The 19,467-nt window shown below is 40.7% G+C and carries 14 protein-coding genes; 3 read left to right on the top strand and 11 right to left on the bottom strand.

The window, feature by feature from the left end; genetic code table 11:
* The first annotated feature begins 40 nt into the window (after positions 1–40).
* Together HC965_RS09485 and HC965_RS09480 are read left to right on the top strand one after the other, a co-directional pair.
* A complete protein-coding gene (locus tag HC965_RS09485; RefSeq protein WP_191031254.1) occupies positions 41–1,156 on the top strand; it encodes an agmatine deiminase family protein in 1,116 nt (371 codons plus the stop codon).
* 9 nt (positions 1,157–1,165) lie between these two features.
* Positions 1,166–2,050: a carbon-nitrogen hydrolase gene (locus HC965_RS09480; RefSeq protein ID WP_191031253.1), complete on the top strand. Its 885-nt coding sequence runs from the start codon at positions 1,166–1,168 to the stop codon at positions 2,048–2,050.
* A gap of 94 nt (positions 2,051–2,144) precedes the next feature.
* Here HC965_RS09480 and HC965_RS09475 read toward each other — a convergent pair whose 3' ends face one another.
* The 3 genes from HC965_RS09475 to HC965_RS09465 all read right to left on the bottom strand — a co-directional run bounded on the left by HC965_RS09475 (position 2,145) and on the right by HC965_RS09465 (position 5,428).
* Positions 2,145–2,534: a GtrA family protein gene (locus HC965_RS09475; protein WP_191031252.1), complete on the bottom strand. Its 390-nt coding sequence runs from the start codon at positions 2,532–2,534 to the stop codon at positions 2,145–2,147.
* Positions 2,531–4,294, bottom strand: a complete 1,764-nt coding sequence (gene aspS / locus HC965_RS09470; RefSeq protein ID WP_191031251.1) for an aspartate--tRNA ligase — start codon at positions 4,292–4,294, stop codon at positions 2,531–2,533. Before aspS ends, HC965_RS09475 begins: the two co-directional genes overlap by 4 nt.
* A 108-nt stretch (positions 4,295–4,402) precedes the next feature.
* Positions 4,403–5,428: a diacylglycerol kinase family protein gene (locus tag HC965_RS09465; RefSeq protein ID WP_191031250.1), complete on the bottom strand. Its 1,026-nt coding sequence runs from the start codon at positions 5,426–5,428 to the stop codon at positions 4,403–4,405.
* A 220-nt stretch (positions 5,429–5,648) separates the two neighbouring features.
* On the opposite strand from HC965_RS09465, the gene HC965_RS09460 reads away from it, so the two are divergent.
* Positions 5,649–6,833 (top strand): aminotransferase class I/II-fold pyridoxal phosphate-dependent enzyme, encoded by a 1,185-nt coding sequence (locus HC965_RS09460; protein ID WP_191031249.1) that lies wholly within the window; start codon positions 5,649–5,651, stop codon positions 6,831–6,833.
* 102 nt (positions 6,834–6,935) lie between these two features.
* Here HC965_RS09460 and HC965_RS09455 read toward each other — a convergent pair whose 3' ends face one another.
* The 8 genes from HC965_RS09455 to HC965_RS09420 all read right to left on the bottom strand — a co-directional run bounded on the left by HC965_RS09455 (position 6,936) and on the right by HC965_RS09420 (position 19,441).
* Entirely contained in the window at positions 6,936–7,283 is a 348-nt protein-coding gene (locus tag HC965_RS09455; protein WP_191031248.1) for a lipocalin family protein, read from the bottom strand.
* Between the two features lie 21 nt (positions 7,284–7,304).
* On the bottom strand, positions 7,305–7,673 hold the full coding sequence (locus HC965_RS09450) for a hypothetical protein (RefSeq protein ID WP_191031247.1): 369 nt from the start codon (positions 7,671–7,673) through the stop codon (positions 7,305–7,307).
* A gap of 125 nt (positions 7,674–7,798) precedes the next feature.
* Complete coding sequence (locus tag HC965_RS09445) at positions 7,799–10,210, bottom strand: ABC transporter permease (protein WP_191031246.1); 2,412 nt, start codon at positions 10,208–10,210, stop codon at positions 7,799–7,801.
* A gap of 27 nt (positions 10,211–10,237) precedes the next feature.
* Entirely contained in the window at positions 10,238–12,553 is a 2,316-nt protein-coding gene (locus tag HC965_RS09440; RefSeq protein WP_191031245.1) for an ABC transporter permease, read from the bottom strand.
* Between the two features lie 15 nt (positions 12,554–12,568).
* Entirely contained in the window at positions 12,569–14,920 is a 2,352-nt protein-coding gene (locus tag HC965_RS09435; RefSeq protein WP_191031244.1) for an FtsX-like permease family protein, read from the bottom strand.
* Positions 14,921–14,954: 34 nt separating this feature from the next.
* Positions 14,955–15,629, bottom strand: a complete 675-nt coding sequence (locus tag HC965_RS09430; RefSeq protein ID WP_191031243.1) for an ABC transporter ATP-binding protein — start codon at positions 15,627–15,629, stop codon at positions 14,955–14,957.
* A 26-nt stretch (positions 15,630–15,655) separates the two neighbouring features.
* Positions 15,656–18,052 (bottom strand): ABC transporter permease, encoded by a 2,397-nt coding sequence (locus tag HC965_RS09425; protein WP_191031242.1) that lies wholly within the window; start codon positions 18,050–18,052, stop codon positions 15,656–15,658.
* A 138-nt stretch (positions 18,053–18,190) separates the two neighbouring features.
* Complete coding sequence (locus tag HC965_RS09420; protein ID WP_191031241.1) at positions 18,191–19,441, bottom strand: efflux RND transporter periplasmic adaptor subunit; 1,251 nt, start codon at positions 19,439–19,441, stop codon at positions 18,191–18,193.
* Positions 19,442–19,467: the final 26 nt, after the last annotated feature.

The following is a 19,467-nucleotide window of genomic DNA, read 5'->3' as shown; positions in this document are numbered from 1 at the left end:
AATAAACCGATTTATATAAACAATTAAATAGAATAGTCTAATGGGAATCATGGTTGGACTGCCTAGCCCGAGCGGCTCGGAGAAAGATTTGCAACTGAATTTCGGCAAAAATATGACCGTACAGGTCGAAATGAGAGCACCTCATTTGCCTGCCGAATGGCATATGCAGAGCGGTGTACAATTAACATGGCCGCACAACGGCACAGATTGGGCATATATGCTGGCAGAAGTACAAGAATGTTTTGTAAATATAGCCAAAGAAATAGCGGAACGTGAACTACTATTAATTGTCACTCCCGAGCCTGAAGAGGTAAAAAAGCAGATTAGTACTGTTGTCAATATGGATAATGTCCGTTTTCTGCAATGCGCAACCAACGACACATGGGCACGTGACCACGGAGCTATTACCATGATAGACACCGGCACGCCCTCATTACTTGACTTTACCTTCAATGGTTGGGGATTGAAATTTGCCTCTGAACTTGACAACAAAATCACCAAACAAGCCGTAGAAGCCGGAGCCTTAAAAGGGCAATATATAGATCGGTTGGATTTTGTCCTCGAAGGCGGTTCCATCGAAAGTGACGGAATGGGTACGCTTCTTACTACCTCAGAATGTCTGCTTTCTCCCAACCGGAATGGAAAACTTAATCAGGTAGAGATAGAAGAATACCTGAAATCAACTTTCCACCTGCAAAAAGTTCTTTGGCTGGATCATGGGTATCTTACAGGCGATGATACCGATAGCCATATTGATACTTTAGCACGCTTCTGCTCTACAGATACCATCGCTTATGTGAAATGCGAAGATAAGGAAGACGAACATTATGAAGCGCTGCTCGCCATGGAAGAACAATTAAAAACATTCCGTACATTGGCAGGAGAACCTTATCGCCTATTGGCTTTGCCAATGGCGGACAAAATAGAAGAAAATGGCGAACGCCTGCCTGCTACATATGCCAACTTCTTAATTCTGAATGACGCTATTCTTTATCCTACCTATAACCAGCCGGAAAATGACCGGAAAGCGGGTGAAGTACTGCAAGAAGCATTTCCCGGATGTCAGGTTATCGGTATTGATTGCCGTGCGCTAATCAAGCAACACGGTTCTTTGCATTGTGTCACCATGCAATACCCACAAGGAGTTATTAAATAATTATATATCATGAAAAAGATAAAAGTCGGACTTATCCAGCAATCCAACACTTCAGATATTCGAGTGAACCTGATGAACCTCGCCAAAAGTATAGAGGCTTGTGCCGCACATGGCGCACAACTGATTGTTCTTCAGGAATTACACAATTCGCTTTATTTCTGCCAAACAGAGAATACGAACCTGTTCGATCTTGCCGAGCCTATCCCCGGCCCTTCCACGGGATTCTATTCAGAGTTGGCAGCAGCTAATAAAGTAGTTCTTGTGGCTTCTCTTTTTGAGAAACGTGCACCGGGACTTTATCATAATACAGCCGTCGTTTTCGACCGTGACGGAAGCATTGCAGGTAAATACCGAAAGATGCATATACCCGATGACCCCGCTTATTACGAAAAATTCTATTTTACTCCCGGTGATATAGGTTTTGAGCCGATTCAAACTTCTTTGGGAAAGCTAGGAGTATTGGTGTGCTGGGATCAGTGGTATCCGGAAGCTGCCCGTTTGATGGCTCTAAAGGGTGCGGAACTATTAATCTACCCTACTGCCATCGGTTGGGAAAGCAGTGACACGGACGATGAGAAAGCGCGCCAACTCAATGCCTGGATTATCTCACAACGTGCGCATGCTGTTGCGAACGGACTTCCCGTTATCTCTGTCAACCGGGTAGGTCACGAGCCTGATCCATCAGGACAAACAAACGGCATTTTATTTTGGGGAAACAGTTTTGTGGCAGGGCCACAAGGAGAATTCCTGGCACAGGCCGGAAACGATCGTCCGGAAAATATAGTAGTGGAAATTGATATGGAACGCTCGGAAAACGTGCGCCGTTGGTGGCCATTCCTGCGCGACCGTCGTATTGACGAATACGAGGGGTTGACCAAACGTTTTTTAGATTAGGCTGAAAACTACGATACAGGTATACAGAAAGGGCACAGAGTTTAAATTTACATTTTACTCTGTGCCCTTTCTGTATACTTTATAATCTTCTATCTCATTGAAATGTGAGTTTCTTATTAGCCAGGAAATTGGCACCTCCATAGATAAATAGACCCAGGAATTGCGCCAAATATTCATTGACATCCAATCCTTCCACTAATAAAATAAGAAATAGGAATTGTGCTGTATAAGCCAGACCGAAAGCAGAACAAAAGAGCAGTATCTGTTTCCAGAGACTGTTCTTTTTATTTTCTACAGGGAATATCCAGTATTTGCACCAAATAAAGTTATGAACTTGAGCTATCAGATACGCCGTTATATTAGCCACCATATAGTCACCGTCGAATGAGATTTCCTTCATCATCAACCATACAACCAACGCCATGATTATGGCATTCATTGTACCGATTACTATAAAACGGAATATGCGTACAGATTCTTTCACTCTCCCTCTTTGATATCAACAATCAAATTCAATTCATCAAGTTGAGTCTGATCAATTGTGGATGGTGCATCCAGCATCACGTCACGACCTGAATTATTCTTCGGGAACGCAATGCAGTCGCGAATAGAATCCAAACCGGCAAACAAAGATACCCAACGGTCAAGACCATATGCCAAACCACCATGAGGCGGTGCACCATACTTAAAGGCATTCATCAGGAAGCCGAACTGTGCTTCTGCCTTTTCAGGAGTGAAACCTAAAATCTCGAACATCTTTGCCTGCAACTGTGCATCATGGATACGGATAGAGCCACCGCCTACTTCAACGCCATTGACTACCATATCATAAGCGTCGGCACGCACTGCTGCGGGATCGGTATCCAACAATGGTATATCTTCATCTTTCGGATGTGTGAACGGATGGTGCATAGCCATCAAACGGCCTTCTTCTTCGCTCCATTCGAACATCGGGAAGTCGATAACCCAAAGACAAACGAACTTATTCTTGTCACGCAACCCCAGTTGTGCACCCATCTCCAAACGAAGTTCACAAAGCTGTTTACGTGTTTTCATTACATCGTCACCTGACAGAATCAGAATCAAGTCACCCGGTTTAGCACCGAACGCTTCTTTCATCTGCTGAAGTACTTCCTGGGTATAGAATTTATCTACACTGGATTTCACCGTTCCGTCTGCTTCTACACGGGCATAAACCAATCCTTTCGCGCCAATTTGCGGTTTCTTCACAAAGTCAGTCAATGCATCCAGTTGTTTACGGGTATAAGTTGCAGCACCTTCTGCACAGATACCACCAATATAAGCGGCATTATCGAATACAGAGAATCCATGGCCTTTCAGGATGTCCATTAATTCTACGAATTTCATACCGAAACGCAAGTCAGGCTTATCGCTACCATAATATTTCATGGCGTCAGCCCAAGCCATCCGCTGGAACGGTTCGGCTAGTTCTACACCGCGAAGGGTCTTAAACAGATGTTTAGCCATCCCTTCGAAGGTAGTGATAATATCTTCCTGCTCTACGAAACTCATCTCACAGTCGATCTGTGTAAATTCCGGCTGACGGTCGGCACGTAAATCCTCGTCACGGAAGCATTTTGCAATTTGGAAATAACGGTCGAAACCGGAAACCATCAATAATTGCTTCAATGTTTGCGGAGATTGCGGGAGTGCATAGAACTGACCCGGATTCATACGTGAAGGAACAACAAAATCACGTGCACCTTCTGGAGTAGATCCAATCAAAACAGGTGTTTCAACTTCGATAAAACCAAGATTATCAAGATATTTTCGAACTTCGATTGTCATTTTGTGGCGTAATTCCAAATTAGAACGAACTGAATTACGACGCAAATCCAGATAGCGATATTTCATACGAATATCGTCACCACCATCTGTGTTATCCTCAATGGTGAACGGCGGAGTCATGGCAGTGTTCAGTACGTTCAGTTCGGAAACAATGATTTCAATGTCTCCGGTAGGAATGCCGGCATTCTTACTGAAACGTTCGTTCACTGTTCCTGTGATTTGAATGACGAACTCACGTCCCAATTTATTGGCACGTTCACAAAGTTCTGCATTGATTTCTTCGTTAAAAACTAATTGAGTTATTCCGTAACGGTCGCGAAGGTCAACGAAGGTCATCCCTCCCATTTTACGACTACGCTGTACCCATCCGGACAGCGTTACTTGCTTATTTGCATCAGAGATTCTCAGTTCTCCACATGTGTGTGTTCTGAACATATTTTTTTTATTTAAACGATTATCACTCGCGTTTTCATTTTGGCTGAACCAAAACTCCGCAAAAATACGCAATAATTTGTAATCCGTGATTAGTTATCCGTAATTTTATCAGACTTTCTTAGTCAGTTTTTTCAATATTTTCTTGTTTCTGTCTGTTATATTGTCAACGATGGCTTCATTCATCAATTTAATACCATTCATATACTCCTGTGCTCTTTGAAGTACGTTCGCAGCATCTTTCTCCGCCGCACGCGGTACTACAACCCGAAGCCCTCTTTTAATTAATTCAATATTTACATGAGCATCTGTCTCCATAGGGTCACCATCGAAATGCACAACACCCGGAGTAGCCCGGCGAATGCACAGCTGCTTGCAGCGGAAAGTCTTGATACGGCTATTCTGATCGATTGTTTTATTAAATAACTGAAAAGCAAGGGAAGGCACATCCAACACAGTGAACGGTTCTAATATGGTGACGTCCAGCAAACCGTCTGTTAATGTGGCTTGCGGGGCAATATAGGCATTATTTCCGTATTGTGATGCGTTTCCGCAGGCAATGAGGAAGGCTTTATACTTAGATACTCCGTTTTCAGTCTCCAACTCGTAGGTTTCCGGCTGATATTTAAGACTTTCCTGCAACGTTTTTTCCAGGTAAGTCAACAATCCGCGTTTACCGGCATGCGCAAACTTCAGACTAACAAAAGCATCAAATCCCACTCCGCAGGTGCAGAAGAAATCCGTTCCGTTAATCTTACCATAATCTATTATATCCATACACCCCTCATTAAGCACTTCCAGTGCTTTTTTCGGTTCCATAGGTATATGTAGATGCCGCGCCAGCCCATTACCCGACCCACAAGGGATAATCCCCAAAGCGGTATCAGTATGCACCAGCGAACGAGCTATTTCGTTGATTGTCCCGTCTCCACCGATAGCTACTACCACGTCCGTTTTTTCTTCCGCAGCTTTGGCAGCTATCTCTACTGCATGACCGGCTCTCTCCGTATATACTACTTCCCAAGAGTATTTCGTCTTGTCTATTTTCTCATCCAGCAAGCTAAGAATCAATTCCTTACTTTGTGTTCCTGAAATAGGATTGACGACGAATTTTATTTTTCTCATACTTTCGTTCATGCTATTCTTGTCGATTGTAGACGACAAAAGTAATATAAATATCTTAAATTTTAATCTATTAGAGGTTTCTAATCTCAAGAGGGCAACTTTTTTCTCTTAAAAAGAACATATGAAAGCAAAATTTGTTATCTTTGCCCCCTGTTTTTAAACACTTGTTAAGATAAAAAGATGTTAGACCGTCAGCGAACGGTCTGAGTATGAGTATTATAAATTATAATTCATGGGATTATTACAAGAGAAGTTAGCTAAGTACGACTTGCCACAGAAATTTATGGCACAGGGCGTTTACCCATATTTCCGTGAGATTGAAGGAAAACAGGGTACAGAGGTAGAAATGGGCGGACACGAAGTGTTGATGTTCGGTTCCAATGCATACACTGGCCTTACGGGAGATGAAAGAGTTATTGAAGCTGGCATTCAAGCCATGCATAAATATGGTTCCGGATGCGCAGGGTCGCGTTTCTTGAATGGTACACTTGACCTGCATGTCCAACTGGAAAAAGAACTGGCTGCTTTCGTCGGTAAAGATGAAGCTCTCTGTTTTTCTACCGGTTTTACTGTGAATTCGGGTGTTATTCCTGCTTTGACAGACCGCAATGATTATATCATCTGTGATGACCGTGACCATGCATCTATCGTAGACGGCCGTCGTCTCTCCTTCTCACAGCAATTAAAATATAAGCATAACGATATGGCTGATTTGGAGAAGCAACTTCAAAAGTGCAATCCGAGCTCAGTAAAACTAATCATAGTAGACGGTGTGTTCTCTATGGAAGGTGACTTGGCAAATCTGCCTGAAATCGTACGCTTGAAACATAAATACAATGCTACTATCATGGTAGACGAAGCTCATGGTTTGGGCGTATTCGGAAAGCAAGGACGTGGCGTTTGCGACCATTTCGGTCTGACTCACGAAGTTGACTTGATTATGGGTACTTTCAGCAAGTCATTGGCTTCTATCGGCGGTTTTATTGCTGCTGATTCTTCTATCATCAACTGGTTGCGTCACAATGCGCGTACTTATATATTCAGTGCGTCCAATACTCCGGCAGCTACTGCATCTGCTTTGGCAGCTCTCCATATTATCCAAGACGAACCGGAAAGACTTGAATCATTGTGGGAAGCTACCAACTATGCATTGAAACGTTTCCGCGAAGCTGGTTTTGAGATTGGTGCAACAGAATCGCCTATCATTCCTCTTTATGTGCGTGACACGGAAAAGACTTTCATGGTTACGAAACTGGCTTTCGACGAAGGTGTATTCATCAATCCGGTTATTCCACCGGCATGTGCTCCACAGGATACATTGGTGCGCGTTGCATTAATGGCTACTCATACAAAGGAACAAATTGATAGTGCTGTAGAAAAGTTGACGAAAGCTTTCAAAGCTTTAGATATTTTGTAATCATCATTTGGAATCCTATAAAAAAAGCTACTTTCCTGTATTGAATCGGGAAAGTAGCTTTTTTATTTATTCAATGAGGTGAATATTCACCTATTAATTACATTATTTCTGTTTCGCATAGCGAATCTCCATTCCCCGATTATCTAAAACTAATGAATCAGCCGTCAGCTTTTTAATCGCCATTGTATCTGTAAATTCAATTGTCTGTCCATTACCAATACTTTTTCCGGTCAGAATCAGTTTATCACCTTCCTGTTTCCAGCTTTCATAAACTAATGTAGCCATATTAACAGAAGATGCACCACCACCCTCTTCCATTTTAATACCTTGCACTTGCCCTTCCATGCCCGGTACTGGTTCTACCCATGCACCTACCACCGAAGTAGCACTACCGCCACATGCAGCCAATACCCCTGCCAACAGGGCTGCCGCCAACATTTTCTTTTTCATTCTGTGTTATTATTAGATTAATTATTTATCCCGATCTTTCTTTCCTATCACAATCACCTTTTGAGCGGTCGGTATAGTACTCGAACCAGGTTCTTCCTCTTCTTCTATGTAATTCACTCTCACCGTGTCTCCCAGCTCAAAACCTGTGACATCGTTCGGTTCCTGATCCATTGTACTGATAAAAAGCGTATCTCCTTTTGAGGTAATTAGCACGAAGTGATCCGTCGAAGCGTCTCCTACAATTCCGGTTATTGTTTTCTCTTCTTCTGTTGGAGCTATTATTAAAGTTTCCTCTCCCATTTCCTTCTCGATAGCCTGTTTTCCTTTCGATTGACACGCGTTAAGACCAATCCAGACTGCAAACAATAAAAACACATTTATTCTATTCATATACATTCTCTTATTTGAAATAAACTTGGAATTATGCAAAGATACTGTTTTTTCAAATGTCTTTTGATGTAAAATCTGTGAAATCATTCCATTTATTCCAATAGTCATTCCACCTTATGCAAAGCTTATTCATTCTTCATTATCAGTGCAGGATTAATTCGGACAGCCTTACAAACCTGCCATAACAATGTTCCTAAAGAAATTACTAAGGTAAGAATAAAGCCTGCTATAAAAAGCTCCATTCCTATCGGAGCTTTCACAGCAAAATCCTTCGTATAATCCTGAATGATATAGTAGGCTAAAGGAATAGCAACCGCAAATGCCGCTCCTAGAATATAGAGATACTTGCGCACTAACAATAAAGCTACCTGTTTGCCAGTAGCTCCGTTTACCTTACGCAATGCAATCTCCCGGTATCGCTGACGAATGTCATACAGGGACAGACCAAACAGGCCAAGACAAGATACACAGATAGCTAATCCGGCAAAAGTGACATAAATGCGAGTCGTCCTCTTATCATCATTATATAACTTTTTAACCTCATCTTCTGCAAACAGATAATCAAACTCTCCTTGTCCCAACACTTCGTCATGCAAGCCTTTCAGGAAATTAACAGCTTCTTTACGCTTTCCCTCCGCAATCGTCGCTAACAGAGGGTCTGTCGGATTATCACTCTCATTATATAAAATAGCCAGCGGTGCATCTCCTTTAGACAAATGCCCGGTACGAAAATCCTCTATCACTCCTACCACCTGAAAGGGAGGGTTCTTCCCCTCGTCCACTCCCATACTCCACCATAAACGTGAGTTCGTTTGTAACAAAACCTCATCTATATTTTTTATTCGGAAAAGTTTTTTAGCAGTTTCATTAATAATCATTTTATACTGAGCAAACTGATCTTTATCATTCCACTCTCTTCCTTCCTTCAGTTTCAACCCGAACATATCCATATATTTCTTGTCGGCAAACATAAGAGCTATTTTATGCTTTTCTCCATTGTTCGCTTCCACATCTACTTGGGGTTCCAAATGAATCGGCAGTTCACCATAATTCCATGAAACGAACAAAGGACATGCATCCATTTTCTGCCTGATAACTTGTTCTTTATGACGTTCTGAATCACGTTCTTTCTGCCACTCTTCATCGCTAGAGTACCTTTTATTTTGTGTATCATGCGATAAAAACTGGCAAGATATAATATTCTTCACCTGATAACCAAGATCAGCATGAAGCATAGTATATAACTGACGTACAAAAAACAATGAAACCACTATCAAACAGAAAGTGATGATATATTGAATAAATAGAAAAACGGCACGGGATACAATCGAGTATCCCCCGACACTTACCGAGCGTAAAGAGGTAATCGGAGAAGAATAGTTATATCTCAAGAAAGGATATACAGAGGTAATTAACGGCAATCCGAACAATAGAATGAAAGATAATGAGATGTCGAATTTCAGTTCCGGTTTCACTGGAATGGAATATACAGACGCAAACACACCGGCCGTAACTTCAATTAGCGTCCAAATAAGGAGCATCGAAACGGCAATCATACACACATTTTCCATATATATCTGTGAGAATATCTGCATACCGCTGGCACCATACACTTTTTTAACTCCAAACTCACGCGCCCGTTTCAAGATAATAACCGTATAGATATTGATAAAATTGAAGATTCCTACCAACAATAACATACATGCCACGACAGATAAAATCGTTATATGCTCTTTATTCCCTCTCAAGAAAAAACCTGATTCCGAACTTACCACTTTATCAAAGTATAACTCTTTCAAGGGTAAGAGTCTGAATTGTATAGGTGAATGACCAAAACTGATCAATGATTGTGGTTTTGATATTTTCTCATTAAAACTCTTTAGTTCCGTCCCTTTAGCCAAGCGTGCTATACAGAATCCCATCCGGCTCCAATCCATGTACTTTCCCTGATTCACAGGAGTTATCAGGTCAAATTGCAATGAAGACTTGGTATTTGGTTCATCTACAACTCCCCGTATGGTAAGCGTATAACCTGCCGAAGAAACAAACTGCTTTCCAAGCGGCTCCTCATCTCCAAAAAGATGCTTGGCGTACTGTCGGGTAATGATTGCATCATCCGGCCGTTGAATAGTCTTAATCCCCGATATGACTGGATACTCCATTAATTGCAGAAACAAGCTGTCTGTCACTAAAACATTGACTCGATAACGATGTTCGTCAGATACGATATAGTCATCTTTATAAGAAATACAGTATGAATACCCCTCTACTTCGGGATTCTTCATCGGGTCAATGAAATTGGGGTCATGATTCCTGTCTGTATTGTCGATGATAGAAATACTGCCGTTACTTCTTTGAGCCGTTAATATATACAACTGATCCAGGTCTTTACAGAAATGGTCAACCGTTAATTCCTGATGAATATAGCGTATGATGACTAATGTTGCCGCTACACTCACCGCCAGACCAATAATATTGATTATCGTATAAATCCTGAAACGGAATAATGCTTTAATTGATGATAGTTGATTTTTCATATCCATCTTATATGTTATACGATTCTATTACTCACTTTTAATCACTTCTGCCGGATTCTGAATAGCTGCTTTCCAAACTCTCCACACAATGCTTGAAAATATGACAAGAAGCATTCCCGCAAATATTCCTATGTATATCCACAAGTTAACCGGAGTCTGTTTAACATAGTTTTCAAGCCAACGTTTCATAATGACATACCCTAATGGAAAAGCAATGCATGATGCCATAACAAGTAATAGCAGGTATTCTTTAAAGAATAAATTCAGAATCAGCCTTGCGCTGGCACCATTTACTTTACGTATAGCTATTTCTTTACGACGTTGCTGGCAGGACAGGGTTACCAAAGAAAAAATACCAAACACTGCGATTAGTATGCAAACACATGAGACTATTCCCAATAATTTGCTCAAAGTTTCCTCCGATTTCATATAGTCATCATAGACTTCTTCCATATTGAGTAACGTATATTCACTATCAGGATTAATCTTTCGGATTTCCATTCCCAATTTCTCAGAAACAACATTCCAACTGCCTTCCCGTGTTCTGAAAATAATATGTTTACGTTCACTCCCCTTCGAATAAGAGAACATTGCTGGAGCTACAGCGTGTATCGGAGCATTATAACATATATCCTTAATAATCCCTTTTACCGTGTAATCCCTGAATTTCTTTCCTAACGGATGTTTCCACCCGAAGGCTTTCACTGCCGCTTCGTTGATTAGCACCATTTTTTCTCCGTCTTTCTCATCCAACATACTCCCTTCCAACAGTTCAATCCCGAAGAAGTCCACATAATCCTCATTGAGCGCTTCATCTTCCATATTAATATCTTGTTCTTCCCCACTCTTATCTTCCCAATCACTTATCCTTAACGAAGAATACATATTTTTGGGAACAGGGGTATAAAAACCATGTAAACGCTTTTCCACTTCTGGCATCTGATCCAATATCTTCTCGAGCGGAACGTTTTCTAAACCTCTGCCATAAGTGATGACACCTACGTTATGCCGATCCAATCCCAACTCTTTCGTATTCAGCAAACAATCCATTTGCTTCATCATGACAAGAGTACAAAACACAAAACCTATGCTTATAAACAGTTGGAATAAGATGCTGGCTTTATAAAACCAACCGGAAAGATAAAAATTAGCCTTATGATTGATACTGTCAAGCAAACTTTGTTTGCTGACATATCTAATAAGCAATGCTGCGATCCCTACTGTAACCATTATTAATAAAAACATATACGCAAAGACTTCATTATAGAAAAATGAAGCGCTTTCATCAATTTGCGACATACGTTTGAAGGCAGGTAAAATCAGTTCGACCAGCATAATGCCTATTCCCATAGATATAATAAGCAGGAAAATTAACTCGGAAAGAAGTAATATCAATAAACTGCCATCGGATGCCCCGTTCACTTTTCGAAGTGCCAACTCACGCTTACGCATCCGGATACGGGTAATAAGCATGGTCAGATAATTACATAACCCGCAAATAATGACTAAAGCTCCAATAACAGCAAAGAGACGAATATGCTTTAACTTGACATTGACGTCATCGTTCGGATGAGTACTTCTTAGCGTTGAAAGCGGTGCAATAGGAGTAGATTCAGAAACCCACATATCACCATCCTGCTGTACTTTATATTCAGCCAGCCTTTGTTCCAACGCATTAATATCGCTGCCGGGATAAACCCTAAAAAGGGTATGCCATTGCTGGAGTCCCCAATGTGGTTCTGAGTCGTAAAAAGGTAACAGAATATCGAAAGCATATTGAGAGTGTCCTTTCCATGACTCTACTACTACAATGATAGTCATCTCGTCATCATTCTGTTGAGGGAACACCAAACGTTTGCCAATCGGATTTTCTATTCCAAATATTCTCCGGGCTGCCTTATCAGTGATTGCTATCTGTCCTTTACCCATTCGTAAATAATTATCCCCACTCAATACAGTGATATTGAACATTGAAATGAAATTAGAATCGGCTTCCATCTGAAGCATCTCAAATTCAGCATCTTCGTACTTTGCCTTGTTCCCATAAGCGTATTTTATGCGACATGCTTTCTCTACTTCCGGACAGTTTTGGGTTATATAACCTGCCAATAAAGAGGACGAATAAGGTGAAAAGCCATCTCCCTTAAGGCGGAATTTATTGCCGGCGAGATAGATACGCTCTGCTCCCTCATGAAAATTATCATAAGTCATTTCATAACGAATCCACAAAGCAGATAGCGCAAAACAAGTAAATCCAACTGCCAATCCGATGATACTGACAAGGCTTTGTGTCTTATATTTCATCAGATTACGAAAGGCTACCTTTAAATAGTGTTTTATCATAATATTGTTATTTCATTATTCGCTCTTGATAACTTCTGCCGGATTTTGCCTGGCAGCTTTCCATACTCTCCATATGACACAAAGTAAGATAAGAAGTGCAACCACGACAAAAATGACTACATATATCCAACTATTTATCGTAGTTTGTCTCACATAGCTTTCAATCCAGTTCTTCATTAAAAGGTATCCCATTGGAAATGCTATTACAGCAGCAATAACCAACAATAATAGATACTCACGGAAGAACATTTGTAAGATATGATAAATTTGTGCCCCATTTACTTTACGTATAGCAATCTCTTTCTGACGTTGCTCACATGATAAAGTAACCAGTGAAAAGATTCCGAATATGGAAATCAGAACACAAACCAAAGATACGAAGCTCAATAACTTCATTAGTGCATTTTCAGAACGGAGATATTTACCATATTCTTCTTCATCATTAAACAATCGTAAGTGAGCATTGGGAAATTCTTCCTTATGTAGTGTCTCTATTGCTTCACGACATTCATGCCAAGTCCCTTCTTTGAATTTGAAAAGAATACTCGCACGATTCAGAAGATATTCTTGTGCCTTGGGATGCTGAAATGCAATAAGTCCCGGTGCACTGGTAGGAGAACGATAGCTAAAATCCTTCACTACTCCGATGACCTTATACATCATATCCTGACTACCATTGTAATGGTAAGTGAAGTTCTTTCCTAAACCATGTTTCCATCCGAATCTACGGCACGTACTTTCATCAATTACGACCTCATTCCACTGGTTCTTTTCCGATATAAATTCGCCTTCCAATAGTTTTAAATCATAAAACTTGAAGTATTCCTCTTTTGCGGGCATCATACCGATAGAGACTTTTTTTTCTGTTGTACTCGACAAGCCATCCCAGTCTGTTATTTCAACATACATCATCGGGCCAGTTGGAATGATCGGGAAATACATAGGAGTCAGACTCTGTGTCACCATAGGCAAAGCGTTAATTTTCTCTACCCATTGCTTAATATCTCCATTCCACAATGCCACATTAGCAACATTATGACGTTCCATTCCTAAGTCTGTATTCTTCAGAAAATACAATTGCTTCATAATGACAAACGTACAAAAGATAAAAGTGAGACTTACAATTAATTGTACGACAATTCCTATTTTGCGAAATAAATATGGTCTGGTAGTAACAGTATTTCCATTAATAGTCTCCTGCAATGTTCGACGACGAAAATACAATAATGGTATCTGTGCAAACAAAAAAGACAACATAATTACAACTAAAAGATACACTGCTATTTCTCCATAATACGAACCAGGTTCTATCTGCGTGAATTCTATGAATTGTGACATACTTATCTCTATCAACAATAATCCACCCAACAAAGCAACACATAAAATCAGCAATAATTCAATCGCAAACTGCATTGATAAAGCTTTATTACTGGCTCCATTCACCTTACGAAGTGCCATCTCACGGCTACGCATACAAAGACGACTAACATAAAGAGTCAGATAATTGAATAATGAACAAATAATCACTAATCCGCCTGCCAACGAAAAATAGAAAATATAGCTGAAAGAGATTATAACATCCGCTTTATCTACATAATCCGAATAACGCAAAGCTGATATCCGAGTAATAAATAGATCTGAGAGATCTGAGAGTTCACTCTCTTTATCAATCTCATTTATACGAATAGCACTCATTTTTGTCTGAAAAACATTCATGTCAACTTTTTCACGCACACGAATAAATAGTTGCTCATCCGAGCTTCCCCAACGGGGATAATGCCTCGCCGAAGTTAGTACAGAATAAGGAATATTAGAGTGATGGGACCATCCACTCACAATTGCCCCTATTTTACAAGAACGTCTGCCTATCTCCACCTCCTTTCCTAATGCATCCTCTTCTTTACCAAAAAGTCGCTGTGCAAATTCTTCTGTTATAGCAACTTCCGGACTACCACTCTTCAAGAAGTTGACAGTACCTTTTAATAATTGTATATCAAAGAAGGTCATGAAAGTAGAATCAACAGCAACCATCCCGACATCTTGCTCGTTATCTCCCAAACGGAATTTCACATAACGTGCGCTAAGAGTAGTTATGTCTTCTATCTCCGGCATTTTTTCCTGCAAATATTCCATTAAAGGATATGGAGTAGAATTGCTTATACCGGGCTGATTGGTGTAATGCGCACGTATCAGATAAATGCGGTTGGCCCCCTCATGAAAATTATCATAAGTCATTTCATTGCGAATCCACAATACTGATAGCGCAAAACAAGTAAATCCGACAGCCAATCCGATGATACTGACAAGACTTTGTGTCTTATACTTCATCAGATTGCGAAAGGCTACTTTAAGATAGTGTCTTATCATGATACTTCATTTATAGTTGCTTGACGCAATGTACTTACATACTTACTTCCGTTACCACCTGGCCATCAAACAAGTTGATGACGCGATCGGCATAGCCGGCGTCATGCTGCGAATGGGTCACCATTATGATTGTTGTCCCCTCTTTATTTAGCTCGCTCAATAACCCCATGACTTCCTTACCATTTTTGGAGTCCAAATTACCAGTCGGTTCATCGGCAAGAATCAGTTTAGGATTGGCAACTACTGCACGGGCAATAGCAACACGTTGTTGCTGACCTCCGGAGAGTTGTTGGGGAAAATGCTTGCTACGATGAGTAATAGCCATTCTCTCCATAGCTGTCTCTACTCTCTTTTTCCGTTCGGATGACGAGATTCCCATATAAAGTAAAGGCAGTTCAATGTTTTCGTATACATTCAGTTCATCTATCAGATTAAAGCTCTGAAACACAAAGCCTATCACACCTTTACGAAGGCTGGTACGTTGTGATTCTGTATACTTGGAAACTTCCTTTCCGTTCAGGTAATACTCTCCTCCTGACGGATTATCGAGCAATCCTAAAATATTGAGCAATGTTGACTTTCCACAACCAGATGGCCCCATAATAGCAACAAATTCACCTTGTTTTACTTCGATACTAACGTTATTCAACGCCCAGGTTTCCACCTCTTCCGTTTTAAAAATCTTCTGTAAGTTAATAGTCTTAATCATAATTGTATTGTTTTAAAATTATTGTTCTATTCATTTTTTATTGCTTCCACCGGATTAATTTTTGCGATCTTCAGGATACGGAGCCAAATTGTTAATGCCGTCAGCATAGCAACAGATATAAATATTCCTGCCCAAAAGAAAAATCCATCATTAAAGAATACCGTATATATCTGTTTCCATAATTGCAATACCAAGTATATAAGCGGGAAGGTAATGGCGGCAGTAACCACCAACAAAATTATATATAAGCGGGCAAACAGCCATACGATATGACGTATCCCTGCCCCGTTTACCTTACGGATAGCAACTTCTTTCTGCCGCCGTTCCGTATCAAGAGTGATACTGGAATATACCCCCAACAATGTAATGATGATACTGACTATGGCAAAAAACAGAATAATATCTTTCAGAATATATTCCATAGCCTGTACTTCATACAAATCGTTCTGAAACGTTCGTACCTGATAAGGTATATTCTCAGGAAGCACTTCCCGGCGGATTTTCTCTACCCATTTCACAACCTCTTTTTGCTGTTCGGGATAGCATTTCACATAGCAATGTCCTACGTAGACAGAAGGGTCATAAAGCGTGAAAGCATATCCGCCACTATGATTGTGTACATCTGTCTGAAAAGGCGCACACACTCCGCACACCGTGAAATCTGTTGCTTGATCATAAAAGTTCATCCCAATCACATTCTTTTTTTGTTTCTCCTGCCAAACTTCATCCATAACAAGATCGTTCTTCGTCCGGATGGTTCTGCCTTCCTTTATCGGAATATTCATAAAAGTGAAAAAGTTTAGCGGTACACACAATATATCTATGTTAGTCCATGAATTGTCGTTCCCTTTTTCCGTCATCAGTATGTTTCCGGACGTACCCTGTGTATAAGCAATATCCGATAACAGCATATCTTTTACACCGGCATGCTGTTTGAAACGTTCCACCATAGCCAGTTTCTCTTCATTCTTCAGAAATGGATAGTCCAGCGGAATGCTAAGAATCGCTTCTTTCTCTTGAGATGATAATGTATGAAACAACGTTTTAGTCGTCTTATCCGATTGCAAGAACAATCCAACGGTGAATGCAACAAATATCCAGCAAATAAAGAATTGGATACCTAACATGAAGTTACGTCCCCATTGTTTTCCACGGCGTTTGTTTCCCCCATACATACCGGTTTGTATGGAAATCCTGCGGATACGGATAGATACGAATAAGCAGACTACAGCACAGAGCAGAATAAGAAAAGCGATATATTGCAGGGCGTGTTTCAACAGGATTTCGGGTGGGAACGTCATTGTAACACCCGACAAAGAAAAATCGATCCTGTTGCCAATCAACTCTATCCCCCACACGACCAGAAAGGAAGATGCAAACACGATAATCAGCGATTGTATAAATAACAGGAGAAACTGTTGTTTCCAGTTAGCCCCCAGCATTTTCATGATACTGTATTCCCGGGTACGATTCAAGAAAGAACCGATGAGAAAATGAAAGAAATTGACCAATCCGACTAACAAAATCAGTGTACCGACTATTCCGGTAGTGATTCCCAAAACAAAGGCTCCCTTCTTTTGCATCATCTGTCCTATGTTTTTAGCTATGACGTCACAAACCTGATTGTTCAATGTATAGGTATAGTTGCGTTTAGCGAACTCCATTTCAAGGACAGACGGATCTGTTCCGGAAATTAACAAGACGTATGTCCGGGCAGCTACCATCTCGTTCCGTCGCGGACTCTGAAAAAGCCCCTCGCTGTCGTTTACTGTCAGCGCGTCTATGTGTCCCATAAAAACAAAACCGTTGTTTAGCGGAATATCTTCCATAACTGCCTGAACGGTATAGACAATGCCACCTGTTTTCGGGGTACTGTCAGGGGAAGTGTTAAGTCTCCTCGATAAAGTCAGATGCTTGCCGATAGCCGTTGCGGCACTACCAAATATCTTAATGGCAGTAGATTGGCTCAAAATAACGGCATTGGCTGTCCGGCTCGCCATTTTCCAACTTCCAGCTACCATTTCCGGTGTAAATACCTTATTATATAAAGTATCCACTTCGATTGTTTCGAGCTCGTAGGGTAATGATTTATCCTCTGATATTTCGGCAAAGTAAGAACGCTCACGCGAGTAGGTCATACATGAAATAGCTTCCACTTCTCCCATCGACCAGGTACGGAGTTCTTCGGATAATGCTAGCTGCGTACCGGAGAAGCTGGTAGCAGTCTGATAATCATACAGACGTAACTCTGCGATACGGGGGTAATTCTCAAAACAATGATTGATAGTCTCTACAAAACGGCTGCAATACATGCATACACTAAAACATAGTAGCCCGACTGCCAAACCGATAATGGAGATTATATTCTGTGTCTTGTATTTCAACAAGTTGCGGAACGCAACTGTTAAATAATATTTCACCATAGTTATCTTAATTTTATTCAGCATTTATAATTTTAACAGGATTGATATGCACAATCTTGTTTATTTGCCAAAAGACGGCATATAACAATTAATGTTCAAATGGCTAACTGTATTATCTTCATTGAATTGCGTGTTTTTTTATTTTAATATTAATTCCTCCGCATCGCCAAAGGTATCATATCCGGTCGTAACTACCCAATCTTCCGGCTGCAAACCGCCTGTTATTTCGTATTGCTGCGGATTTTGGCGACCAATATTTAATGGAACACGACTTGCTTTTGTCTTTGATGCATTCACTTTGTAAATCCACTGCCCACCTGTAGACTGATAAAAATTGCCACGTGGGATAACGAGCGCCTGCTCCGGTTGTCCCAATTCTATCTGTACACGGAAGCTTTTGCCAACTCTGACATTATCGGGCATACCCCCCGTAAAGACAAGATCGACATCAAACATGCGGTCTTTCACTTCGGGAACTACTTTCGTTATTTTCAGCGGATATTTATTCCCCTGATAATTCACCGTAGCAGGCAATCCGGTGGTAATCCGGTCAATGTAATATTCACTAAGTGAAGTATGTATCTTATATTGGTCGAGTACTTTTATTTCAGCAATGCTTTCACCGGAAGCAACCTGTTGTCCCGGAGTAACCTTTACAAAACTAAGCTGCCCCTTTATAGGTGCTGTGACAACCAGGTTATTCAGTCGTTCGCGAGTACGTTCATACTTCTTCCGTTCCCGCTCCCGGTCGTTACGAATCAGCTCTTTACGTATCATCGTTACGGCAGAATCATGCCGCAAACTCTCTTGTTGTAAAGCTGCATTCTTCTGTTTGTAACTATATTCATCTTCAGCTACCTGGAGTTGAGCTTTACTCTTTACTCCCATCTGGAATTCTTCACGGTCAAGAGCAATACTTTTTTTCAGACGCTCCAGTTCGTAATTATTCGTTAAAGCCTGTTGTTTCAGGTTCAGACTTTTCTGTTCCATTTCAATCTCCTGCTCCTGATAGGTAATCATTTGCTTTTCCCATTCATCATGCTGATCTTCAATGTTACGAAGTAAATCCGGATTGGAAATAATGAGAATTGTATCACCTTGCTGGAGCAAACTCCCCTCCTCACCGACTATACTTTCCACACTTCCCGCTTCACGAGTGTTGATTTTAATAGTCAATATCGGCTGAATCAATCCCTCCACGTCTACATATTCCATGAAATTAGCCTCTTTCACTTCTGCAATCTGTATATTTTCAGCGTCAATCCGTAATTTTCTAGGCCCTAAAGACAAAGTTATCACGTAAATCAAAAAGGCGGCAAACAAAATTCCTCCTATCAGATAATATCTGTAACGAATGTACCACGGTTTCTTTTCTAGTTTTATATCCATAAGATTATCTGTATTTTATATATACT

Source organism: Bacteroides sp. GM023, assembly GCF_014750685.1.
Classification (GTDB): domain Bacteria; phylum Bacteroidota; class Bacteroidia; order Bacteroidales; family Bacteroidaceae; genus Bacteroides.
This window is presented reverse-complemented; position numbering and strand designations above follow the sequence as displayed.